Annotated in this window: 23 protein-coding genes; all 23 read left to right on the top strand. The window is 50.3% G+C overall.

What is annotated here, in order from left to right:
• Positions 1-6 precede the first annotated feature (6 nt).
• Positions 7-1,305 carry a flagellar biosynthesis protein FlhF gene (gene flhF, locus OEM52_02350; GenBank protein ID MDK9698980.1) on the top strand — a complete coding sequence of 433 codons (1,299 nt, stop codon included), beginning with the start codon at positions 7-9 and terminating at the stop codon, positions 1,303-1,305.
• Positions 1,306-1,343: 38 nt separating this feature from the next.
• Positions 1,344-2,207, top strand: a complete 864-nt coding sequence (locus OEM52_02345; protein ID MDK9698979.1) for a MinD/ParA family protein — start codon at positions 1,344-1,346, stop codon at positions 2,205-2,207.
• Positions 2,204-2,494, top strand: a complete 291-nt coding sequence (locus OEM52_02340) for a hypothetical protein (GenBank protein MDK9698978.1) — start codon at positions 2,204-2,206, stop codon at positions 2,492-2,494. Before OEM52_02345 ends, OEM52_02340 begins: the two co-directional genes overlap by 4 nt.
• Positions 2,491-3,216, top strand: coding sequence for a FliA/WhiG family RNA polymerase sigma factor (locus OEM52_02335; protein MDK9698977.1), 726 nt, complete (start codon positions 2,491-2,493; stop codon positions 3,214-3,216). Before OEM52_02340 ends, OEM52_02335 begins: the two co-directional genes overlap by 4 nt.
• A gap of 154 nt (positions 3,217-3,370) precedes the next feature.
• The gene (locus OEM52_02330) at positions 3,371-3,691 is read left to right on the top strand and encodes a hypothetical protein (protein ID MDK9698976.1); all 321 of its coding nucleotides are present in this window, start codon (positions 3,371-3,373) and stop codon (positions 3,689-3,691) included.
• Between the two features lie 5 nt (positions 3,692-3,696).
• Positions 3,697-5,262: a hypothetical protein gene (locus tag OEM52_02325; protein MDK9698975.1), complete on the top strand. Its 1,566-nt coding sequence runs from the start codon at positions 3,697-3,699 to the stop codon at positions 5,260-5,262.
• 1 nt (position 5,263) lies between these two features.
• Positions 5,264-5,926, top strand: a complete 663-nt coding sequence (locus OEM52_02320) for a hypothetical protein (protein MDK9698974.1) — start codon at positions 5,264-5,266, stop codon at positions 5,924-5,926.
• A 149-nt stretch (positions 5,927-6,075) separates the two neighbouring features.
• Complete coding sequence (locus OEM52_02315; GenBank protein MDK9698973.1) at positions 6,076-8,190, top strand: T9SS type A sorting domain-containing protein; 2,115 nt, start codon at positions 6,076-6,078, stop codon at positions 8,188-8,190.
• Positions 8,191-8,479: 289 nt separating this feature from the next.
• The gene (locus tag OEM52_02310; GenBank protein ID MDK9698972.1) at positions 8,480-9,214 is read left to right on the top strand and encodes a flagellar hook-basal body protein; all 735 of its coding nucleotides are present in this window, start codon (positions 8,480-8,482) and stop codon (positions 9,212-9,214) included.
• Positions 9,215-9,338: 124 nt separating this feature from the next.
• On the top strand, positions 9,339-10,127 hold the full coding sequence (gene flgG / locus OEM52_02305; protein MDK9698971.1) for a flagellar basal-body rod protein FlgG: 789 nt from the start codon (positions 9,339-9,341) through the stop codon (positions 10,125-10,127).
• Positions 10,128-10,142: 15 nt separating this feature from the next.
• The gene (flgA, locus tag OEM52_02300) at positions 10,143-10,808 is read left to right on the top strand and encodes a flagellar basal body P-ring formation chaperone FlgA (GenBank protein MDK9698970.1); all 666 of its coding nucleotides are present in this window, start codon (positions 10,143-10,145) and stop codon (positions 10,806-10,808) included.
• A gap of 15 nt (positions 10,809-10,823) precedes the next feature.
• Positions 10,824-11,402 carry a flagellar basal body L-ring protein FlgH gene (locus OEM52_02295; protein ID MDK9698969.1) on the top strand — a complete coding sequence of 193 codons (579 nt, stop codon included), beginning with the start codon at positions 10,824-10,826 and terminating at the stop codon, positions 11,400-11,402.
• Positions 11,403-11,427: 25 nt separating this feature from the next.
• Positions 11,428-12,528, top strand: a complete 1,101-nt coding sequence (locus tag OEM52_02290) for a flagellar basal body P-ring protein FlgI (protein ID MDK9698968.1) — start codon at positions 11,428-11,430, stop codon at positions 12,526-12,528.
• A gap of 7 nt (positions 12,529-12,535) precedes the next feature.
• Positions 12,536-13,276 (top strand): transglycosylase SLT domain-containing protein, encoded by a 741-nt coding sequence (locus OEM52_02285; GenBank protein MDK9698967.1) that lies wholly within the window; start codon positions 12,536-12,538, stop codon positions 13,274-13,276.
• Positions 13,269-13,769 carry a flagellar protein FlgN gene (locus OEM52_02280; GenBank protein ID MDK9698966.1) on the top strand — a complete coding sequence of 167 codons (501 nt, stop codon included), beginning with the start codon at positions 13,269-13,271 and terminating at the stop codon, positions 13,767-13,769. The genes OEM52_02285 and OEM52_02280 overlap by 8 nt, the downstream gene beginning before the upstream one ends.
• Before the next feature lie 9 nt (positions 13,770-13,778).
• Positions 13,779-15,137 (top strand): flagellar hook-associated protein FlgK, encoded by a 1,359-nt coding sequence (flgK, locus tag OEM52_02275; GenBank protein ID MDK9698965.1) that lies wholly within the window; start codon positions 13,779-13,781, stop codon positions 15,135-15,137.
• A 10-nt stretch (positions 15,138-15,147) separates the two neighbouring features.
• Positions 15,148-16,068: a flagellar hook-associated protein FlgL gene (gene flgL, locus OEM52_02270; GenBank protein MDK9698964.1), complete on the top strand. Its 921-nt coding sequence runs from the start codon at positions 15,148-15,150 to the stop codon at positions 16,066-16,068.
• An 18-nt stretch (positions 16,069-16,086) separates the two neighbouring features.
• On the top strand, positions 16,087-17,769 hold the full coding sequence (locus OEM52_02265; GenBank protein ID MDK9698963.1) for a glycosyltransferase: 1,683 nt from the start codon (positions 16,087-16,089) through the stop codon (positions 17,767-17,769).
• Positions 17,770-17,776: 7 nt separating this feature from the next.
• Complete coding sequence (locus OEM52_02260) at positions 17,777-19,057, top strand: hypothetical protein (GenBank protein ID MDK9698962.1); 1,281 nt, start codon at positions 17,777-17,779, stop codon at positions 19,055-19,057.
• The gene (locus tag OEM52_02255; protein MDK9698961.1) at positions 19,057-20,781 is read left to right on the top strand and encodes a DUF3880 domain-containing protein; all 1,725 of its coding nucleotides are present in this window, start codon (positions 19,057-19,059) and stop codon (positions 20,779-20,781) included. Before OEM52_02260 ends, OEM52_02255 begins: the two co-directional genes overlap by 1 nt.
• Before the next feature lie 47 nt (positions 20,782-20,828).
• Positions 20,829-22,010 carry a glycosyltransferase gene (locus tag OEM52_02250; GenBank protein ID MDK9698960.1) on the top strand — a complete coding sequence of 394 codons (1,182 nt, stop codon included), beginning with the start codon at positions 20,829-20,831 and terminating at the stop codon, positions 22,008-22,010.
• 12 nt (positions 22,011-22,022) lie between these two features.
• On the top strand, positions 22,023-23,762 hold the full coding sequence (locus OEM52_02245; GenBank protein ID MDK9698959.1) for a glycosyltransferase family 9 protein: 1,740 nt from the start codon (positions 22,023-22,025) through the stop codon (positions 23,760-23,762).
• A partial coding sequence (locus OEM52_02240; protein ID MDK9698958.1) for a hypothetical protein occupies positions 23,759-24,412 on the top strand: 654 nt, incomplete at its 3' end. The genes OEM52_02245 and OEM52_02240, both read left to right, overlap by 4 nt.

The raw sequence follows: 24,412 nt of genomic DNA, 5'->3' as shown, positions 1-24,412 counted from the left end.
ACTATTATGGCAATGCGGATCAAAAAATTTCTCGCGCCTACGCTCAATGAAGCGATGACGCAAATCCGCGCCGAATTAGGCGACGATGCCGTAATTCTGAAAACGGAACGGATCGAACGCAAGGGTAAACTGAGCGGTAAAAATCAAACGGTACTCGAAGTCACTGCGGCAACGCTTGATCGAACATTGCCGCAAGTGCAATCCACAGTGGGACAAGATGCGCGCGATGTACAGTCGATTGTTTCCCGTCGTCCACCATTAACTACCCCGCGGGAAGGTTCAATCCCCCCCGCAGTCCGAATGGCGGAAGCGCAAAGTTCAGCAAAGCCCATGAACAGTAGCCAAGACCAGATGACGGTACGTTCTTTGCGGGCTGAGCTGGAGGGATTAAAAGGTACCGTCAAAGAGTTATCGAACCAGATTCGCGCTGCCAAGTTACCAGATTTACCGCCGGATTTAGCAGAAATCGCTAATGCGATGGAAAGTTCCGGACTCGATGAACCCGAACGAAACGAATTATTACACGAGTGTTTACGCGAAATTCCTAACATCGACCGGATCGACAAACTTGATCTACAGCGATGGTGGCTCGATAAACTCTCGGCAATGGTTCCCGCTTCAGCGGTTCCAGTAGATCAACGTGGTCAGGTAATTTTTTTGATAGGGCCGACTGGTGTCGGTAAAACGACAACATTAGCGAAACTTGCTACCCATCACCGGTTTTGGGGAAAGCGCCGCGTTGCATTATGTTCGATCGATACGTTTCGTGTCGCAGCAATCGAACAACTGAAAGTGTTCGCCGACATCGCCAACTTACCGTTGGAAGTGGCGTTTACGCCGGAGGAACTTGCGGCGCAAGTGGAACGGTTCAAAGCAGCGCGATTTGACGCGATTTTTGTTGATACACCCGGCCGCAGCCCAGTCGATGGAACCGCGTTACCAGATATGGTAGAGTTTACTCAAGTTGTTCCACCCGACGAATCGTTTTTGTTGTTATCGGGAACAACAGCGTTAGCTGATTTGTTAGCGCAATTCGACCGTTACCGCGAACTACCGATTACCCGAATTGTGGCAACGAAATTGGACGAAACGACTCAACCGGGACGTTGGCTAAGTTTTGCGAAGCGAACCGCTCGCACCCTGTCGTATTGGACTGTCGGACAAAACGTACCTGACGATATTATGGTTGCTGATCCCCGGCTATTGGCGCGGGGAATATTATCCGCTTCTCTCTTTACGGAATTGCAACAGGCGCGCTTCAAGCTACACGCCCAACCCAATCCATCCAATTCGATGTCCGAGTAAACTCGATAAACTTTACAACTGTCGATGACGAGGCACTTTTGAACGACCAAGCAGCAAAACTACGCGACCAAATGGGCAACCAATCCAATATCCGGACTGGTGCGCGTAAAATCGCCGTTACTTCGGGCAAGGGTGGCACCGGTAAATCGAATACATCAGTGAATCTCTCAATCGCGCTTGCGAAATTAGGACAGCGCGTCATGTTGGTCGATGCGGATACGAACCTGGCGAATGTTGATATCCTACTGGGCGTGTCGTCTAAATACACACTACACGATGTCGCAAAGGGCGGCATACCACTCTCTGAAGTCGTTTTTACCGGCCCGGCGGGAATTCAAGTACTTCCCGGTACATCGGGCATCGTTGAATTGGTTGGGAACGATGGCATGATCCGGAACGAAATCACGACATCGCTCGCAGTTTACGAACGCGACCTCGATATCATGGTGATTGATACCGGTGCCGGTATCAACGAAACCGTCGTTCATTTTGTTACCGCTGCCGACGAAGCGATTATTGTGACCCAACCGGAGCCGACCGCGCTTGCCGACGCTTACGCACTCATAAAAATTATATCATCCCGGTCGGTGCGCACCCGGCTTTACATACTGGTCAATGGCGTTCGCCGCCCTTCCGACGGTTTCGATGTCTTTGAGCAGTTGCAATTGGTCGTACAGAATTTTCTCAATATTCAAATCCACTTTTTAGGGAACATTCCTTACGATACTAATGTTATCAATGCCGTAAACCGTCAGCAGCCATATTTGTTAATGGCGCCGAAGACCGAAGCGTCGATTGCGATTTCAAGTATCGCACGAAAGCTATTGAAGCACCCCCCCGTCGCACCCGATGGAAAAAAAGAAACGCTATTCGGTCGCTTGATGCGGGGTAGTAAACCATGAGTGGCAGGGTTTCACAAAAGATTGCCGTGTTTCTCGCGACGCTCATTCTGGTCGTTTCTTTGATTGCGCACCAACCGCTCGAGACTGCCTTACTACGGGCATTTGTGACATGGATAATCAGTTCAATGATTCTCTTTGTGTTCGCGATTCTCATGAGTCGGTTGGCGGTTTCTGCATTGAAAACCGAACATTCGCGAAGGACGCAAGCGTACATAGATTGGCAGGAAGAACAGCGGAAACGCGAAGAAGAACTTGCCCGAACCAGTGAAGCGGAAGTCACCCAATGAAAGCAGTCGATGAAAATGTCGCCCAGTATTGGGAAGCCTTTCATCGCACCGGGAGCGTGGCGGCAAAAGACCGTCTGCTCATTCATTACGTAACCCTTGTCCATCACCTTGCCGGTCGGCTAAAAGTTACCCTCCCAGCATCAGTACAAGTCGATGATTTAACGTCTTGCGGCATCTTGGGTTTAATCCGGGCGATTGAGAATTTCGATCCTGCCCGCGGCTTTAAATTTGAGACTTACGCAGTTCCAGTAGTCCGCGGCGCGATGCTGGATGGATTACGTGAATACGACTGGTTGCCACGAACGCAGCGGGTGAAAAACCGCCGCATCGAAGTGGCTATCCGCGAATTGGAGCGTAGGTTAGGACGCTCCCCGGAAGATGAGGAAATCGCTACTGAGCTCGGTCTCACTGAAGAGCAATTTCAACAACTATTATCGGAAGCGGGAGCCGGGGTATTGGTATCGCTTGATAATGAAGTATCGTCGAGTGATAATTCCAGTGGGAGTTTTCACGAAGTTATTTCCGACGAATCAGCCGATACGCCGTTGGAAGCATTAGAACTATCCGAGGTCCGGTCGATAGCACGAAAGCTATTGGTAGAGTTGCCGGAACAGCACCGGAAAGTGATGGCGCTGTATTACTTCGAGGAACTCACACTAAAGGAAATTGGCGTTATTTTGCACATCACCGAATCGGGGTCTGTCAAATTCACAGTCGAGTAATTTTACAGCTACGGGCGCGAATCGCCGCTGAGTATGAGCAGGACAAAGACGATGCCAATGTAGAAACCGCAGTGAAACGACCGCGAGGCAGACCACGCAAAGTCGCCGATAATGTAAACCCAGCAATAACAACGGAACCGGTGGAATTGTCACCTTGAAATTGTTCGCACTACAGGATTGGTTGGCGCGGGTACCGTATCTCAGCGATTGGGTACGCCATCACGCCACCGACCGACCAACGGAAACCCAACGCGAACTCAAGCGACAGGATGTCATCCGGCAACGGATGAAGACAATCGAATCCGCAAGTTCCGAAGCAACTGAGCGCAGTTCACCGGACGGTAGAAAATTTCGGAAATGGAAACAACCCGGTAGCCAAAACGAACAAACAGACGACAGTCTGCCACCGGAAGAAGAAAACAAACAAGCAGACGACACCCCGAAAAAAGGGCAATACATCGACCGCTATATTTAAGTACCATGCGATTGACATTTCAACATTCTCTACTACTCATCATCTTACTGCTATCTCTGACAGCAGACGCATTGGCTGGGAGTATTGAGCGGGTAGTGAAATTGGAGGGTGAGTCGGGGGAAGGTCTTGAATTCCGCACTTCCGGTACAATTCTCGTCAGTAAAAAATCCAACAGCGAATTCTTGCTCTCCGGTGAAGCTCCCATAACAACAAACAGTGAATACCGTTTTTCCTCCGGTGTTGTAGTGCGGATAACATCGGAAACCAAAGGCACTCGGGTATTGGTAACCGGCGCTTCCGGAAAACCGATCAATTTTTCGTCGTCTGCTCGCGGTTGGCTCCTGCGATGGGGTGTTCAATCATCGCCATCGACAGCAACTTCCCCGAAAAAAGAAGGTGAACAAAAACGGAGCACAACTGATCAGGAAGTCAGTGCCCAAGCAACTCATTTTGTGAATCTTCTTCGTAGTTTAGCGCCGCGCGGTAATAATCCGAAATTAGTTGAACAAGCGCGTAACGAGTTGGCGTTGCGGAAATTCGACGAAGCGATTCGAATTCTCGAAACTGCGGTGAAGGACACCGTTTATCGTACCGAAGCCTATCAATTGTTAGCGGAAGCTTATCGCGCCAAAGGGGATACCGCAAAGTTTCGCGGGGCATGGGAGAAGTATGTCGAAGCGGCTCGGATTAATCACATCAACGCAGTGTCGACGGATAGCATCGTCTCACTATTGACATATAACTGGCCGGATTTAAGTACACTACCCCCGTTGGAATTGCCTGAGGACTTGAAAGATTTGGTGATTCCGATGCCGCCACCGAGAAAACCGGCGGTCGATACATCGACCGCACCAACGCATCAACCGCCCGCGACGGAAGTCCATGAAGTGACTTCTCATGTGGAACCGACTCCTGGTATCAAAGCGTCACACCAACCGGAGAATGTTACACAATCCAGCGTTCACGCCGACTCCAGTATTCACCACGTTGTTGATACAGTTACCGCAAAACCTGGTGTTTCGGAAGTAGTCACCCCAGTTTTAAAGGATTCAAACCAAGCGATTTTAAGTACTGGCAGTAAACATTCGTTGTTAATTCCTATTCTAATCACTGCATTCGTTACTGCTATCGGTTGCTTTCTATTGTTTATTGCATTGCAAAAAATCGGTGAGCGAAGAAGGATGAAGCAAGAGTTAGCAAGACCTTCGCAACGCGATCCGGTTCCAGTTTTTCCCGTTTCACCACCGTCTGCCCCTGTTACACCGGCACCGTCGGTAGAACCGTCACAACCGGAAATTCCATCGGGGATGCCGAGTATTGCATCTGCCTATGCATTGCATAGTACATTAACAAATCCGGAACCAAATTATGCAAGCGAAGAGGTCGTAGGTTTAGATAACGACGAGATCGAGTCAATCGAACAGGACGACGGGGAATCGAATGGCGCGGACAGTAAGCGTCAGATGATATATGAATTAGATGCAAGTGGTTTATCAGCCCGTGAAATCGCCCAAAAGCTCGGCATTGGGCAAGACGAAGTACGAACATTTCTAAGTCTTCGGAAAGGTTGAGATGGAGACCAGTCCGCTTATTTATCAAGATTGGCCGCCCGGTTCCGCGCTGGGTATGCGCCGACACGCGCACGACCTCATGACGCCGCTAACCGTCATCATGGGGAACTTGCAGTTGTTTGGAATGCGCAAGGATTTGCCCCCGCAGGTCGAAGCGAAAGTGAACGATTTATTCAACCAGGCGAAGAATCTCCTGAAAATGATTCAGGAAATTCAACGGCAAGGCCATGAACAAGTGTATGGGCCGGAAAGTGGAAAACTCTACGACCGGATGAAGGAAGGGGTAGACACCGCCGGCAGCGAGTTAACCCGTTCTACTGTAAAAGTCGAGTTACAGGAACCGTTTTGTCAGGATGTTTGGTTGGGTGAAGCGCAGGTTTGGCGGGAATGGTTCGGTTCGCTGTTTGCATCGCTTGCTGGGCGGCTACAAATCGGCGGACGCATCTATGTTTCGTGCATCGAAGGGGGTTGGCAGCTGCAAGCGAAATCACTGAATACTGCGACCGATAAACTCGATTATTGGCTGGCGGTACTCGAACGTCCGATGTCGGAGAAAGAGATTATCGGCGTGCAAATTTATCACGCCATGCTTGCCTTGAATCGCTGTGTACCTGTCGTCACCCGCGACGGCGAAACCTTGACTGTTGAGTATCGTAGGGGGTAGGCGGTGCTTACATTTTCTTGTTTGGAAAACACCGGGCGAAAGTCCGGTGTTTTTTTATGTGATTACTTTTGTTTTGCTTTTTTCAGTAACGAATCCTTACTATATTGCTTACATGAGATGAAAATGCAGTTTGTTATGGTGAGGTTACGATGCGATTTTTTAGACCCACTCTCTTTATTCTTTTGTTTGTGGTTACAACCGCTCACGCCGTTGACTCGTTGCGCGTCCGGCAACTTGGAACTCTATACCACACTTGGGGTGGCGTTTCCAACATAAGAGTTCGAGGAAATTACGCCTATTGTATCACTGGATTTACCGGTCTTTCCGTGTTCGATTTGCGTAATTCCGATAGTCTCTTGGAAGTCGGTTCGATACCGTCGGATAAAATTTACCTCGAATCGGTTCTCGATAGTAACTATCTCTTCTATTCCTTATTCGATGGCTTCCAGATCGTCGATATATCACAACCAACCTTACCACAGGTGATTTATACACTCGATCTTCCCTATTTCGTGTACGATATTGACAAACAAGGCAACTTCGTATATTTAGCGAACGACACCTGTGGCGTACGCATACTGAATGTCTCGAATCCATCGCTACCGGTCGAGGTTGGGCGATACCGAAACGGGCGCAGTATCACAGACGTTTCTGTGTTTGGAAATTATGCCTATCTCGCCGAATCTCCCCGCCATACCTTGTCGATACTCGACATTTCCCAACCAACGAATCCGGTATTGGTAGACACGCTCCCCGATTGGGGCGGCAAGTTCGAATTCCGCGACACTCTTGCCTTCGGTGTTTGTAATTATGGACTAACGATATTGTCGGTGAGTAACCCGGCTACTCCGACATTTGTAAATCGATTTACATTCGATATGATACAGCGTATCGCCTTGACTCGTAATTACGTTATTTTTAAAGCTTCATCATACTCCAGTTTATGGGCACTCAACGTCAGCGATCCTTTGTCGTTAGGGACACCTATCCAATACCGTATGAGCACGGAGTATTCGACTCGATTGGCAGTTTCCGATTCGAATCTGCTGTTTAACTCTTATGGCAATATCACTCGGGCTTCGATTGTTAATCCCGAAGCACCGGTTGTTCGCGCAACCTATACGACAATGGGATACCTTTTCAGTTGTGAGAATATTAACAACACACTTTATATTGGAACTCAAAGTGCCGGAGTAAGAATTGTCGATTGCAGTGACCGGGCGCACTGTACCGAAATCGACACAATGCTTCCCAATCAGGATGTAACCATATTAAAAGTTCGTGACAACCGACTCTTTGTTTCAATCGATCATAACGGAATCGATTGCTATGATGTTTCCATTCCTAATCAACCTGTACACATTTCACGATTAAACATCAACGGTGACGTGTGTGATCTCGCTTTCAATAACAACCTCTGTTATGTTAGTCGCTATAATAACGGGGTCAGTGTTTATGACGTAACGAACATCGCCTCTCCGCAGTACATTACTTTTATTAATACTCCCGGCAATGCAAGAGCAGTCGATTACTCGAACGGATACATCTACGTCGCGAACAGCGACTCGAATGTTACCATTTACGATGCTTCTACCTATCTGGAACGATGCCGGTTTCTCGTCGATTGTCACCCGAACGATCTTTTGGTCTCCGGTAATATTCTTTACACTGCCAGTCTCGAATACGGCTTACAAGCCTTCGATGTGAACGATCCAATTCATCCAAACGAAGTTGGGAGATGCAATTTAAGGGGTAAAGGTATATCTCTAAAGAAATCAGGAAATTTTCTCTTTGTCGCTTGTTCGCAAGGTGGTTTACAAATCATTGACATTACCGATCCGGAACACCCGCTGACCGCTGGTTACTATGATTCCGATGGTTTGCTTTGGGAGATTGCAGTCGACGGAAATTTTGTGTATGGAGTCAATTTTTCTCATCTCGCAGTATTCGATTGCGCAGAAGCTTTACCGGTCGTTGACCGCACAATATCGTCTCCCCCCGTTCACTTCGCCTTACACTCAAATTTTCCCAATCCCTTCAATGCGACGACCACGATTACGTACGACGTACCGCAAACATCACCGGTTCGGTTGGCAATCTATGATGTTACCGGTAAAGAAGTCGCGAAGTTAATCGATTTTCATCAGGATGCCGGACGTTACTCGGTGCAATGGGACGCTCAAGCATTCGCTTCCGGTACATACTTCTGTCGGTTACAAGCAGGATCTCAGGTTCAAACGCGGAAACTGATGTTATTAAAATAATAATTGTTAACTGTTTCTGTATCGCCTTGCAAATGAAGAGATTGCCACGTCTCTTCGGTCGCACAAAGTTGCGACCTTTGTTCCTCGCAAAGACAAGAACAAGGGTAAATGTGTTTCGGAACAACAAGTTACCTTTTTCCACAGTAGGTAAGGTTTTCCTATCCGACTCCAAAACTGTCCCCTTCCGGTTTTCCAATTCGATTTATCTCCTTTATTACCAATATCGTAACATTGTAATGCCAATGGCATAACTCTTGCTCTTTTCCCCATGGGAAAGGATGGGGTTCCAATGGTCAAGGGTTTTTACGATGCTACCGCTGGTCTGCAGGCACGCGCCCTGCAACAGGATACCATCTCACATAATCTCGCCAACGTCAGTACCGACGGTTATCAAGCGCAAAAGTTGGCGTTCCGCACCCTGCTCGACCATCAAATGGTCGTCCATCGTCCCGGCGGCAGTCCCGATAAATGGAACGAATTCGAGAACGGACGGTACGATGTGAAAACGTCCGGGGCAGTCCACGTCACCGAAAATCCGCTCGATTTCTGTATCGAAGGGGATGGCTATTTCGCACTCGAAACGCCTGCCGGAACCGCCTACACCCGAAGCGGCAATTTTATGCTCGACGACGAAGGGAAACTGGTTTCCTCAGGCGGTTACCCGGTTCGAATGGAAGGTGGCGGCGAGTTAGTCGTACCGAAAGGGGCGGAGATTGTTTTAGGGAAAGACGGTACTCTTCGGATCGATGATTCGGTTGTCGGAAAGTTGGATTTAGTCCGGTTCAGCGCAGACGCAAAGCTCGAACGGATGGGCGATAATCTGGTCAAACCATCGGATGAACAGACAATTCCCGGCGGAGTCGCAGTCGCCCAAGGACAGTTGGAAGATTCCAATGTGAATGCGGTGCGGGAAATGGTCGACATGATCATGACGTCGCGAATGTTCGAGTCGATTTCCAAAGCATTAACAACAACTGACGATACGATGCGAACAGCGATTAACGACGTCGGTCGAACGGGATAAGTTTAGGTTTTGCAAATGGGATTGCTTCGGCGCGAAGCGCTCTCGCAATGACATCGCAGACAAGATTGTCTACGCTACAGAAGACAGAAAAGATTATCAACGCAACAAAAGATAAGAGAAGAAGATGATACGTGCCTTACGGACAGCAGCCAGCGGAATGTTCGCAGAACAATTGAAGATCGACACCGTTGCCAACAACCTGTCGAATGTGAACACCAGCGGCTACAAAAAGCAGACGGTACAATTTCAGGATTTGATCTATCAGTCGACTCACACCGCAGCCGCGGGACAGGGCGACGGCACCCTCGCGCCGGTGCCGATCGCCGTGGGGCACGGCGTTCGTCCGATCTCCACCGACCGGATTTTTACGCAAGGTTCGCCGACGGAAACGAATAATCCGCTCGACGTGATGGTGGAAGGAACCGGCTTCTTTCAAGTCACCCGCGCCGACGGCAGAATCGCCTACACTCGCGATGGCACGTTCAAATTAAGTTCCGACGGGACCGTTGTCACGTCCGGCGGTTACCGATTGGAACCGGAGCTTCGAATCCCGGAAGATGCGACGAGCATTGTCATTGGACGCGACGGCGCGATTGCCGTTACCACGTTGAGTAGTGCTCAAACCGAAACAGTCGGACAACTTGAATTAGCAAAATTTGTCAATCCCGCCGGCTTGAATCCGTTGGGACAAAATCTCTTTGAAGAAACCTCTTCGTCGGGGATGCCGACGGTAGCGAATCCCGGTCAAGAGGGGATCGGCGAAGTGGTACAAGGGTATTACGAAGCGTCGAATGTCGCCGTCGTCGAAGAGATGGTGGCGATGATTCTGGCGCAACGGGCATACGAAGCGAATAGCAAATCGATTATCACGGCCGATTCGATGTTGCAGGTTGTGAATTCGTTAAAACGGTAACCTGAAGTATTAACCATGAAAATCGTCCTTTCGGTAATGGTTCTTTATTTGTTCGCTGGGTTCGCTATCGGCGCTGAGGCTAACAAGGTCGTCATCCGGCGCGCGGTGGAAATGGCATTCGACCGGCAACCGGAGATGGCTTCGACAACCGCTTGGGAATTGATCGAGCCGTTACCGACGCTGCCGCAGAAGTATGACAGTGTCACAGTACAACCATTCACAATCGAGCGCAGTGGCAAACCAACGATTTGGCTGCAAGCATGGCACCAGGGACGACGTGGAAAGACGTTACCGGTGAAATTGGAAGTCATTCACACCGGTAAAATTGTTCGGGTGATCAAACCCGTTAAGAGTGGTGACGCACTATCCGGTGCCATTGAAATTATCGCATCGGAGTGGAAACGGAACGGCAATCCACTTCCCGCCGACAATGCCGAGAAGTTAATCGCCACCCGTCCATTGACACCAGGTGATGTTTTAGAAGTCGGTTGGGCGAGGCAGCCGTATATCGTCCATCGCAACGATGCGGTTACCGTGCTTTCCGATGCAAAGTCGTTTTCGGTAGAAGTCGAAGGCACCGCCATGATGAATGGCAAAATTGGCGACCGGATACCGGTGAAAACCCTTGCCAATAAGACGATTTGGGGTAAGGTCATCGGTTCGGGAAAAGTCAGAGCTTAGGGATCGAGGTTTCGGATGAAACGAGTTGAAGCGGTTTTCCTCTTTCTTCTCATCACATTGCCAGTGTTTGCGCAAGGTCATGCCGATTGGGCGAATGCATCGCCGTATTCGGATGTTAGGTCGCGGCAAGTCGGCGGCATCCTGACCGTACTCATTATGGAGTATTCGGAAGCAAGCAACGAAGCCGGCACCAACACAAACAACGATACAAAAACCAATTTGCAATTCAATCCTGCCGGAGCGTTAGCGAAATCGCTGCAAGGTGCCGGATTGGATATGCCGCTCAAGCATGAGAGTAAAGGGACTGGCGAAACGATGCGGCGCGGCAAAATCACCGGTAAGTTGAGTGTACAGATTACGAATATCGATGAAAGCGGCAATTTGGTCATCGAAGGCAACCGGATCATGGACGTGAATGGCGACAAACAAACGATGACGCTAACCGGTAAGATTCGACCGCAGGATATTCGCTCCGACAACACCGTGTATAGCTATGATATCGCAGGCGCTGAATTGGTCGTGTCGGGGAAAGGGGTGTTGCAAAACGCTGCTCGCCCCGGTTTCCTAACCAAGTTTTTCTCATGGTTGTTGTAGGAACGAACCAACCATGTACGCAAAAATGAAAACAGCCCTATTGCTTCTTGTCTTCATCGCTATGCAAGCATTCGCGGTGACACGGGTAAAAGACATCTCCGATGTCCTGACCGCCCCGACGATGACAGTACAGGGTTACGGGTTGGTGATTGGATTGGAAGGCACCGGCGACGGTTCACGTACCGTATTCACACAACAAACATTGGCAAGTTATCTCGACCGGTTAGGAATTCGGGTCGATCCGAATTATGTCCGAGTGAAAAATGTCGCGGCAGTCATGGTATCGGCGAAAGTTGCCCCTTTCGCACGGGCGGGACAACGGCTCGATGTATCGCTTTCTTCGCTCGGCGACGCTCGCTCGCTGGCAGGCGGCACCTTACTTGCCACACCATTGCAGGGTCCCGATGGCGAAGTATACGGCAATGCGCAAGGTTCGGTTACCACCGGCGGTTATTCAGTCGAGCAAGATGGTCAACGGCAAACGTTAAATCCATCGGTAGTGGGACGTATTGAAAATGGGATGGCACTTACGCGGGCACTTGAATTCGATTTTACGACCGATTCCGCCGTCTTTGTTTTGAAGTCTCCCGATTACAGTACCGCGAAGAAAATTGCAGAAAAGTTGAGTACCGCTTCGTTTGCGCAAAGTAACGGAGTCGTTGTACAAGCGGTTGATCCTTCGACAGTCGTGATGCGGCTACCGGACTCGCTACGCACAATTGCCGGTTGGATGAATACGGTGGCAACTGCGGAACTGTTAGAAGTGGATACCGATGTAGCAGCACGCGTGGTAATCAATGAGCGAACGGGCACTGTGGTTGTCGGATCGAACGTCCGTATCCTCCCCGTCGCAATCGCGCATGGACCGTTGACGGTGAAAGTGAAACAAACCCCGTTGGTTTCGCAACCGAATGAATTCGGACAAGGCAACACGGTGCAAACGACTCAAACCGAATTGGATGTCGCGCAAGCGGGAACCGGGATGCAGGTCATCGAACAAACCGCCTCGGTCGGCGATGTCGCCGCAGCGTTGAATCGATTAGGGGCGACCCCGCGCGATATCGTTGCGATTTTTCAGGCACTGAAGGCAGCCGGCGCCTTACAAGCCGAGTTGGTGATTTTGTGAGACAGCCATGAGCAATGTGAAAAGCATCGATCCGTCCGGTCTCACTTCGCAGATCAAAAAACCGAATGCTACGCAGGAAGACGAGCGTAAAAAAGAGCAAGTCGCCAAGCAATTCGAGTCGATTCTACTTGCAACGATGATCCGGGAAATGCGCGGCAGTACGAATCTGTTCAGCGGATCCGATCCCTCAGCGCAGATGTTCGATACGACTTTTGATACCGCGCTGGCAGAACAGTTTAGCGGTACGCTCGGATTACGCAAAGTTATCATCGAGGCGCTCGACCGGGCGAAGAAAACGAGTCCCACCTTCGAAGCAAAAAAAGAGTTTTCTGGAAAAATAACGCAGTGGGATCCACTGGTTGAGAAGATATCGCAGGAAGAAAAAGTCGACGCGAATTTACTGCGCGCAGTGATGCACCAGGAATCCGGTGGCAAGCGCTATGCGGTATCCAAATCCGGCGCGTGCGGATTGATGCAACTGATGCCGGGCACCGCCGACAGCGTTGGCGTAACGAACATATTCGATCCGGAAGAGAACATCCGCGGCGGCGCAAAATATCTCAAGAAACAATTGGATCGTTTTGGCAACGTGGAATTGGCATTAGCAGCCTACAATGCTGGTCCGGAAGCAGTCAAACGTCATAACGGCATTCCACCCTACCGGGAAACACAACAATATGTAACGGCGATTAAGAATCGCATCGTACAAAAGTTCTGGGGAAATGAGGGAGATACTGAGAATGAATGAGCAAATTCGTACGCTGGTCGGCTTAATTCGTCAGGAAGAAGCGATGCTGCAGGAGTTTCTCACCCTACTCGACCGGCAAAAAGTGCTGCTGCTGGAAAACCGGAATGACGAGTTTGAAGCAACGGTTAGCGATCAGGAATCGTTATTGCACCGGGTTCATGATGTTGAACAAAAGCGAATCGAAGTCATCGTAGCCATTGCGAAGGGACTCAAGATCGAAGGGGAAGAGTTAACACTCACCCGTCTGATCGAAATGACGCTCGGTGAATTCGACGAAGAGTTACGTGAACTGAAGAAATCGCTAAACCGGTTGGTAGAGCGGATTCGCAAAGCGAATCAAGTGAACGCCCATCTCGTTCACCGGTCACTCAACTACTTACAGAAGTCAGTGTCGTGGCTCATCGACTCGGGAGATTTGAGTGTGACCTACACTCCCGGTGGAACAATGAATCAACGAGCAGTCGGCGCAGTTCTCCTCAACAAGAAATTATAGGAAACAATCATGCCTTCGTTGCTTGGTTCACTCATGACGGTTCGTTCAGCGCTGCTTTCCCATCAAGCTGGAATGGCAGTGACTTCGCACAACCTCGCGAATGCGACCACCGAAGGTTATACTCGGCAACGGGCAAATTTACAGACGCTTGAACATTCAGTTGACGGCGGTAATACCTACGGGTTTGGCGTCGACATTGCGAGCATCACCCGCAGCCGCGACGAATACATCGACCGAAGCCTGCGCGGCGAGAATTCCGAACTGCAGAGAAACGAAGTATTACAGGAACGGCTCGCGCAAATCTCCGACGCCTTAGGCGACCCGAGCGACGGTGGATTTGTTACATCAATCCAGAATTTCTTTGCCAGTTGGCAGGATTTGGCGAACGACCCGGAATCGATCTCGGTACGCAGTTCAGTGCGGAGTGCCGGGCAATCGTTAACGAACGAATTTCAACGGTTAGCGACGAAACTCACCGAACAATCGAATGAAGCGGAATCGACCATGCGCAACGGCGTAAGCGAAGTGAACCGGCTCGCCCAATCGATTTCGGAACTAAATACCCGAATTGCGCGGGAAGTATCGCTGGGCAGAAGTCCCAACGATCTACTTGACGAACGTGACCGTACCCTCGACGAGTTGTCGCAATGGGGTAACATCACCATCCAAACGAATTCCACTGGAACAGTGCGAGTAAATTTTGGCGATTCGTCGTTAGTCGATGGCGAGAATGTAACCCGCTTGCGGTTCGATAAATCTGGAACTGCCGCAGGGAAAGTAGTATGGGACGGCACACAACGCGAAGTCATTATCAATAGCGGTCAGTTCGCCGGGGCGAAGGAACTGTTGCAGACCACCTCCGAGTGGAAAGCTTCACTCGACAGCATCGCAGTAAAAATTGCCCAGGAAGTGAATTCGATCCACCAAGCGGGCGTCGGCAGTGATGGATCGACTGGTGTCAACTTCTTTGCTGCGAATATCGGTGGCGCGAGTGATTTCCGGCTCGATGCATCAATTGTCGCGAATGTAAGACGCATTGCTTCCTCCGGGGGACAAGGGGAATCGGATGGCCTAACGGCTCGAGCTATTGGACAGCTACAGCAACAAACGATGTTTGATGGGAAAACTATAACTGCGACGATTAGCGATTTTTATGGAACGGTTGGAAATGCTACATCCGTAGCCGAAACCAATCGCGCCAAAGCCGAAGCGGGACTATCACAACTTAGTGCTTGGCAGAGTTCAGTAAGCTCGGTATCGGTCGACGAAGAAACGATGTCAATGTTGAAACATCAGCAAGCATTCGCAGCCGCCAGTAAGGCATACACAACCTTGTCCTCGATGATGGACACGTTGTTGGCAATCTAAGGATACGACGATGCGGGTTACCCAAAATACGCTGTTTGACCGCGGACTGTATGAGTTACAGCGTCGTTTCAACGAATTCGCTGAACTACAGACCGGCGGCGCGACCGGTAAGCGAATCGACTCAGTCGACGACGATCCCGCCGCTTCCTCGGAATTGGTTACACTTGCTTCCGAACAGAAAAGCTCCGACCAATATCTTCGGAACATCAGTGCAGCAAAAAACCAGTTGGCGGCTACCGAACAAGCGCTCAGCCGGTTCGACGAACTGTTTTCATCGGCGCGAGCAAAGGCAGTCGCCGGAGGAAATGGCGCACTTACCGATGCGGAACGCGCCGCGCTTGCCGACGACGTCGATCAATTGCTGCGGGAAATGGTTTCGGTAGGAAACCGGCAAGCGGACGGTCGTTATCTCTTTGGTGGCGCTCGCGGAAACACCCAGCCGTTCACAGCGGGAACCAATGCTGACACTTCGATTACCAGCGTCTCGGCGGATTGGATCGCAATTAATACGCCAGTGCTGCGCGATATCGGGCCGGGCGAAGCGATTCCAACAGCTATCACCGGCAGCACGTTTCAAATCTCCGGCAGTTCGGGTGTTAACGATATTTTCTCGGCGGTGATTCAATTACGCGACAACCTTCGCAACGGCACCGCGACTGACGTGACCGATGCGTTACCAAATCTCGATCTCGCAAAAGCGAATATCTCTGCCGCCCGCGCCGATGTCGGCGAATGGGTGAACCGGTTAACTTCTGCTGCCGACTATTGGGGAACCCGCTCCCTGCAAACGACTACACGAATCTCCGAAGTGCAGGATTGGGACGCGGCAGCACTCATGCTGAAATACAAACAAACCGAATCGGCATACCAAACTGCACTGTCGATCACACCATCGTTGTTAAATCTCTCGCTCATCAATTTCATCGGGTAATCAATTTAAGGAGACGGCATGAACGCCCCGGTCATCTCGATCGTCATCGCGACCTACAATCGCGCCGATCTGGTCAAGCAATGTCTGGATCGGCTTTTTGCATTAGCTCCCGATGAACCGCCCTTTGAGTTAATCGTCGTCGATAACGCATCGACCGATGGTACTGTCGAGTTACTGGAAACCTATCCTCAGCCATTCGTACTACTTCGAAATACCGAAAACCGTAACTTTGCCGGGGCAAACAACCAAGGGGCGGCTGTTGCGCTCGGCAAGTATCTTGTCATGTTGAATTCGGATACGATGCCGGAAGCGGGCTGGTTACGCGAAATGCTCCGGGTCATCGAGGCGCATCCGGATTGCGGCATTGTCGGCTGCAAGTTACTGTATCCCCACAACCGGACGATTCAACACGCTGGCGTTGCTTTCTACCGCGGTGGCCATCCGTTCCATATCTATCACGACTTTGCCGAAAACGCCGAGCAGGTGTCTTACGAACGCGAATTCAAAGCGGTTACCGCCGCCTGTTGGATGGTTCCCCGCGAATTGTATCTCGACTTGGGCGGTTTCGACGAACGGTTCCGCAACGGTTTTGAGGACGTCGATTTTTGCCGCAAGGTAACCGAAACCGGGAAGCGAATTCTCTATACACCGCGCGCCACGGTGCTTCATTTTGAGGAATCTTCACCAGGTAGAAGAAATCATAATCGCGAAAATTGGCAGCTCCTAAAACAAAAATGGAAGGATCGCACACTCGACGACTGCCAGCTAAAATTTGCTGAGGACGGCATTCGCGCAATTGAAGTCGAAGAATACAAGTTGCGGCTATTCACTGCTGAGCGGGTTTCACAAATCGCCATTGAGAAAACCCGGCAATTACTCTTCCAATTCAAATTTTCCGAAGCTGAATTCGCCATTCAGGAATTGTTGCGGAAGTATCCCAATAATGAAGGGGTTTACGAGCTGCTTGTACAAACAGCAGTCGAGCAATGTGACTTGCCACGTGCTGCGCAAGCTGCCGAAGCATTGTACCAGAAGTTTCCCTCGTTCCGAAACGGATGTCAAGCGGCTTTGCTGACAAAACGCTCGAATCAACTTGACCACTGCTCCCTAATCACGAAATCGCTGACGCAATTTGCCGAATCCGACATCGAAAAAGCGATGGTGAATGTTCTACATGGCGACATTGCCGTAAAACAAAACCGGCTCGACGATGCGGAAATGTTGTATCGCACCGCGCAGCAAATCGCGGGAGCGCTAGAAGAGATTGATATTGGTTTAGCCAATGTTCTGATGATGCGGGGCGACGCGAATGCGGCCGAGCTAGCATATCTCGGGGTGATAGAAAAAAACTCCCGTTCGCAGCGGGCGCATTTGGGATTGGCAATCTGTTTACAGACCCGCAACGATTGGGAGAAGGCACTCGAAGCGTATCAGGATTCGCTCGATTTGGAACAAGCCGATTGGCAGGCGATGCTTGCACTGGTGAATTGCGCGCAACAAGTAAAACGTTTCGATATCGCCGAAGAATGTTTGCAGAATTTCCTGCGGCGGCAACCCAATCATCCCGATTTACTCATCCTATTGGCGGGAACGAAAATCGCTTCCGGGAATGCCGACGAAGCGGTGCCTCACTTGCTGGCAGTTTTACACAAACGTCCCGGCGATGCAATGGCAACTAAGTTATTGGCGATGGCGTCGTGAGCTATTCATGAGAATCGGACTACTACAGTTAGCGCGACTTGGCGATTGGGTGCAAACGATGCCCCTATTCCATGCGTTGCGTCAGAGGTTTCCCAATACGGAAATCGTTCCACTCTGCGATGCGCGGGTTGTCGACGCGGTATCGTTGCTAACCGATTGTGAACCGTTCGCGTTACCGTTTCCCGACCTATCGTTACCCTTTGCGTTACCGTACGAAGCGTATCGCTCGATTGCTGTGAAACTGCAGGAATTACCTCGCTTCGACTGGATTCTCCGTTGTAACGATACTCCGCTGGCTCGTCTGCTTCAGTCGATTCTGACGAAGCAGCATCCGAATTGTTACTTCCAGCCGATGAATGTGGCAATACTCCGTTCGGAAGCGGTCGTCCGAACCCTGCCAATGTTACCGCCGGAAGCGCGCATTCATGTTAGCGATCTCTGGCGGTGGCGAGTTTCCGATGAAGCTAATTTGCCTGCGATAACTTGGTCGGAGCCAGTACAGGAAATTTCGGTGGCGGTCGGATCCGGCGGTAAAGAGCGCCAATGGGGCTTTGAACGATTATTTTTGACCGTACAAATCGCAAAGCAATTCGGTAAAGTATATCTGGTGGGAACGGCACAGGAACGCGCAATCGCCGCTGCATTGCTACTGCATTTTCCGGCGGACGAAAGTATCGTCGATTGTACTGGAAATGAAACGCTATATGAGTTATCCGAACGGTTGAAGAAGCCTGGCAGTGTTCTCACCGGACTCGATAGCGGCGCCTTGCATTTTGCTTCTTTTCATGGTGCGGCAACGTTTGGGCTATACGAGAACAAAGCCTACCCGTTTACCACCGGCGCGATCGGTTCTATTGCCGCCGGGTGTTGGCGCGAGCAAGGCGTAGAGAGCGACGATTGGGCATTCTCACTGAAGCAATTTTTGAATGACCCCAGCAAGTTCTCTCCAGAATTCTCCGGTGAGTTTCGCTACGATACTTCACGCTTATCCCGGATAGAAATGACCGGACCGCAAGTTACCAGCCAACAGCAACGAATTCGCGATTGGCTGCAAGCATTTCTCACCCATCGCATTCCCAACGAAACCATCGCTGCTCATGAACCGTTTTGTTCGCTGGAGAAACGACTTTTGCATTGGGAAGACCGGCGGTATGAACCGGATAGCAAGCCATATCCGTTGTTTCCGGAGTCCATCGAGGAAAATCTTTTGACAACCTTGCATTGGTCGCTCACCGAATTGGAATCACTTAAAGAATCGAAACGCATTTCGATGGCGAGGGCGGGATAATGCGCCCCGATCAATGGACAATCGAGCGGTTCCCCGCATCGGATGGAACACCGACCGTTCGAGTGAATGGCAAGCTATTGCACAGCAAATTCAACCCATTGCGGGAAGCGGAGCGGTGGGCAGCAAATGTGCCAGATTGTAAAACCATCGTCGTAATCGGCGCTGGTTTGGGGTATGGCGTTGCTACGTTACGCGAAAAGCAGCCTAATGCAACTATTGTCGTTTTAGAGCCCGTTGACAAATTTGTTACTGAGTTACAACAACGTTTTTCCGCAGGAAACATTCGCGTCTTTTCGCTGGCAAGGCGGATCGATGCGACGAAAATCACCGATGATATTTTCGCGGCAAGTGGCAATGATGTAACAATAATCGAAGGGTATCCAGAAGCTTCCAAATGGGATAATAGCGGAATTGTCGCCCGCCTCCAGTTTCGCAAAACATTACGCCAACAACCACCGCGGGTGTTAGTCATCTCGCCGATTTACGGCGGTTCGTATCCGATGGCACTATACTGCACCAATGCTTTGCGTGAACTCGGATGTACCGTCGAGTTGCTCGATAACGCTCTCCTCGATCCGATTCGCAAAGAAATCGATGCAATAACCCAACGTGCTGAACATCAACAACAATTGACTGCTTTGCTCGTACAATTTGCAGCGGAACGTATTACCGCGTTGGCGGCAGAATTCCGTCCCGATTTGGTGCTTGCGCTGGCACAAGCACCGGTCTCCGGCAGTGTTTGGCAAGAACTGCGGGCATCGGGAATCGCCACCGCATTTTGGTTCGTTGAAGATTACCGGTTGTTCCCTTACTTCAAAGCGGTTGCGCCCGCTGTCGACTATTTCTTTACGATCCAACGGGGCGAGTGGTGTCATGAGTTGACGAAAGCTGGAGCATACGTTCACTATTTACCTGCTGCCGCCGATCCATCGATTCACCATCGACAAGAGCTTTCCGCACCAGAAATCGAGCAATATGGTTCCGAGGTGTCGTTTGTCGGGGCAGGATACTATAACCGGAGAAATGCGTTTTTGTCGCTGCTCGATCTCGACTTTAAAATCTGGGGTGATGGCTGGAAGGGCGCCGATTCCTTGCAACATGCTGTACAGGAAAGCGGAAGGCGAATCGCGACAGACGAAGCAGTAAAGATCTTCAGCGCTACGAAAGTTAACATCAATCTACATTCGAGTACGTATCACGAAACGATAAATCCCGACGGCGATTTCGTTAATCCGAGAACATTTGAATTAGCTGCCTGCGGCGCGTATCAGGTTCTCGATCGAAGGTCGTTGCTCCCGGAATTGTTTACAGGGGGTGAGATTGATCCGGTAACCACCATCGAACAATTCCGGCAGCGAATTTCCGATGTGTTAATCGACGATACGATACGGACACGTGAAGCGGACCTCGCTCTTAAGCGAGTCATGCATGATCACTGCTACACCCACCGAATGGAAGAATTGTTAGGTGTCGTGTTTGCGCAAAAGACGCCAGTATCCCATCGAGAACCGGGACAGCTCTATCTCAAACAGTGGCTGGAGCAATCGAAGGACGATCCCGAACTCAATCAATATCTCAAGCGTTTTCAAGCCCGTAAGCAAATTACAATTGCCGATATCGCCGATGAGATCGAACACCGTCACGAAGAATTGAGTTCAACCGAAGCGGTGCTGATGCTGATTCACGAATTTTACCGATGGGGGAAAGAGCGTGGCGTAATCTAACTGATTACCCGCTTTACAACGCTATGGAACCGATGACAGGAATAGTGATGCTTACCCGGAATCGTCTGCCGTTACTACGGCTGGCGCTGCCGGCAATGTTGCGCACCTTGTCAATGCCATCGGAAATCCTCATAATAAACAACGGTTCCGACGATGGAACCGGTGAGTTTTTAGATCGTTTTCCTTATCGAAACCGCTTCCCGAACATTGTTAGTTTTCGAGTGATTCATCATTGTGAAAACCAAGGAACTCAAGCTTACAATTCAGCGATGTTCAGTCTTTCCGCGCCGGTATTGATCGAAGTGGATGATGATGTCATTCGGTTTCCCGATGGATGGGATCGCAAACTTACCGATGCGCTAATTCACGGTAATCGGATTGGGTATGTTTCTACCGATGTTTGGCAGGACGAATGGACAAGCGGAAATCGTGCCGATTCCAGCAGTTTTCCAACACAGCTCGAAAGGCTATCGGACGGTGGGACGATTGAAACGGGAATCGTCGGCGGATGGTGCGCCGCGACGCCACGCGCGCTATTTCATGCGGTGGGCGGGTTTCCGTTTCGTGGTCGCGGGGAATTCGAGTTGGAAGATGGCGGCTATGCGAATGTGTTGGCGCAAAGCGGCTGGCGGTTCGGCATCCGCACCGATGTGAAAGTGTATCACGCTTGCGGGGCAAAGCTCTCGAAAGCGCTGGGACTGGATAAAGGGTGGCGGGAGAAGTACGATCCGAACACTGATCCCCGGTATTTAGCGATTAGAAACGCCATCGATCAAGTGGCATTACCGGAGCAATTGCCGGCGATTTTTCGCACTCAGATTTTACTAACTGGTTTGTTAAGTTCGCTTCAGCAAACCGAAAAGATGTTTCGCGAAATATGGTCAAATGTCAATCTTCCTGATCAGCTTGCATCGATGAATGCTGCGTGCACGACATTGCAGTCTCAATCCACCCAACAAATGGCTCTTGTCGCACAACTAGCGGAAGGGTTTGCTGTTCCGTTGTCTACGCTGACATTCGACCGGTTTTCCTACGCGATCATGGGTGCCTTTGATGAAGAGGATCGGGCATTACGTTTAGTATTGCATCGCATCCGGAAACATCTCCGCCGCATCGCCAACGAACCGGGTATTCCGGAAGATGTCGTTAGACAATTGGAACACTACGTTCCGAACCAATTTCGCGAACTACTTTCGATAGCGCCACGGTTAGCGCTTTCCGATCAATAGGAAGCGCTATCCATGACGAACAACAACTCCCCCTTTCCCCCCAGAGGATTTCCCGATAAAGCCGGTTCATACCGGAAAGTATTGCTGGTATCATGGAACCGGATGGGCGATTTATTGCAACTTACTCCGATACTTAACGCTTTCCACCACCTTCATCCTACAACCGAAGTACATCTTAGTGTAGCAAGAAAATTCGTCGATGTTGCGAACGGGATTCATCATGTTGCAAAGATTCTACCTTTCGATTTTGGCGAAGTTCTCGACCAATCTCGTAAGCCGGAAGCATTGGTAACGCTGCATCAATCGCTGCGTAGTCAAATTGCTGCGCTACAAACAGAACAGTATGATTTAGTTGTAAACTTAACCCATAATCGACTTACGGCGCTTTTTTGTCATTTATTGAATGCTCCTGAAACGCGTGGTCTCATCTTCGATGAGTTTGGTTATCGAGCAGTCCGCGAACCGTGGAGCCGTTACTTCTTTTTAGCGAATTTGAATCGCGGACAAAATCGAATCAATCTCGTCGATATTCAATCTGGTATCGCCGGCTTTCATCCCGGAGAACCACTTTCGTTCCACGTTTCCGATGATGTACAGAGCCAAGTTGACGAACAAATTCATCGCCAAGGATTTGCCAGCCGGACATTAGTAGCGATCCAAACGGGGGCGTCGCAACCGAACAAAGAGTGGACACCCGCCTCGTTTACCGAGATTGCCAAGCGATTGGTACAAAACGGAATCACACCGGTTTGGGTCGGCGCGGAAAACGAACTACCCCGTATCGAGCCGCTTGCAAAATCAGTTTCCGGTTCCTGGAATGCCGCCGGGAAAACCAGTGTAGCAGAGTTAGCGGCATTACTCAAACGTTGCCGCCTTTTATTGACCAACGACACAGGAACCATGCATGTAGCGGTCTGCATGGCAACGCCAGTCATTTCGCTCAATCTCGGTACACCACTATCTCACGAAACAGGCCCATATCAAGCCGGCAGCCGGGTGATGGAAGCGACAATCCCCTGTTATCCCTGTAGTTTTCACGTCGAATGTTTGCATTACCGTTGCCATGAAGTGCTCGATGTCGAATCGGTTTGGACCGAAGTTGCCGCAGCCCTCCAGCTTCCGCCGGGAAAGGGGATTGCCAATGATGTTCGCGTTTGGACGACCGGATTCGATGAAAATGGATTTTGGGAATTGATACGCGATGTTCCCGAATATGCGACACCGGAGGAATTGGTTGCAGTGGTTTGGGCGGAGGTTTGGAAACGGGAATTGGCACATCGTCCGGCAGTCTCTACGATTTCGGACAGCGTCGATTTGCGGCTCCAGCGCGAATATATTCCATCTTCTATTCCCGAAGCCGTCGCCAAACTATCGAGTCGGTTTGCTGCGTTACAACACATCCTAAACTTACTATACGATGGTATCCGCGATGCAAATCTCCTCTGCCAATGCAGTTCGCAACGTGACTTCCAACAAATTGTTCAATTAGGTGAAGCGCTCGAACAAATCGACAGCGAGATTCATCGTATTGGAATCGTACATACCGTCTGGCGACCGTTGTTGTCGATGTTTGTCTCTGGAAAAGATGCGCTCACTGGTACCCAAATCGAAGAAATTGCACCACAGACTTTGCAATTGTACCACGATATTCTGCGCATCGGAGAACAGCTGTTTTCTGAATTACAACGCATCGAAAACTCTTACGGAAACCGGAGGAAAACAACGGTAATAACTGCGGCAGGTGTGTCATGAATGGTTGGCACAAGGAAGCGTTTGTCGCAAAATCCGGGAAACTTAGCGCACGTTGGGTTCACGACGACGGTAGGGTTGTTCACATCCATAGCAGGATTGATCCACAACAGGAAGCGGAACGAATTGCGGCTCAATTACATCCCCGCGGCGAGCAGTTAATCTATCGTTGGTGTGGCGTTGGTTTGGGGTATGCAGCTGAATTGTTTCTACAAAAGCTGCCCGATTTTAGTCTACTAATATTGGATGATCCTGATCCCGATGCGCGGGCATTTTTAGAAAAGCATCGTCCCGAGTCGCCGTTACTGTCGGATCATCACGTCGAATGGCAATGTTTTCGCAGTTCCTTGGAAACGCCATTTTATAGGTCTCCGGAGCTAAGCTCACTCGGATTGGCGAGTTATCCAGTCAAGAAACCTACAACGAAAGAAACTCCTCAGCGAAGGAAGCAACCGGGCTTACAACCGGTAGTGCTATACTTGAAAAGCGGGTATCACCTTGAGAGCGAGCTCTTGGCAGCGCTGCGGGCTGAAGGAGTCACTGTTGTCGAGATTTCCTTTTGGCAGCGCAACACCTTTGTCGAGCGGCTGTTAGAAGCGGTTGAAGCGACCCATCCCAGTTTATTATTGACGATTAGCCACTTAGGTTTTGAT

Source organism: bacterium (assembly GCA_030247525.1).
GTDB lineage: Bacteria > Electryoneota > JAOADG01 > JAOADG01 > JAOADG01 > JAOTSC01.
This window is presented reverse-complemented; position numbering and strand designations above follow the sequence as displayed.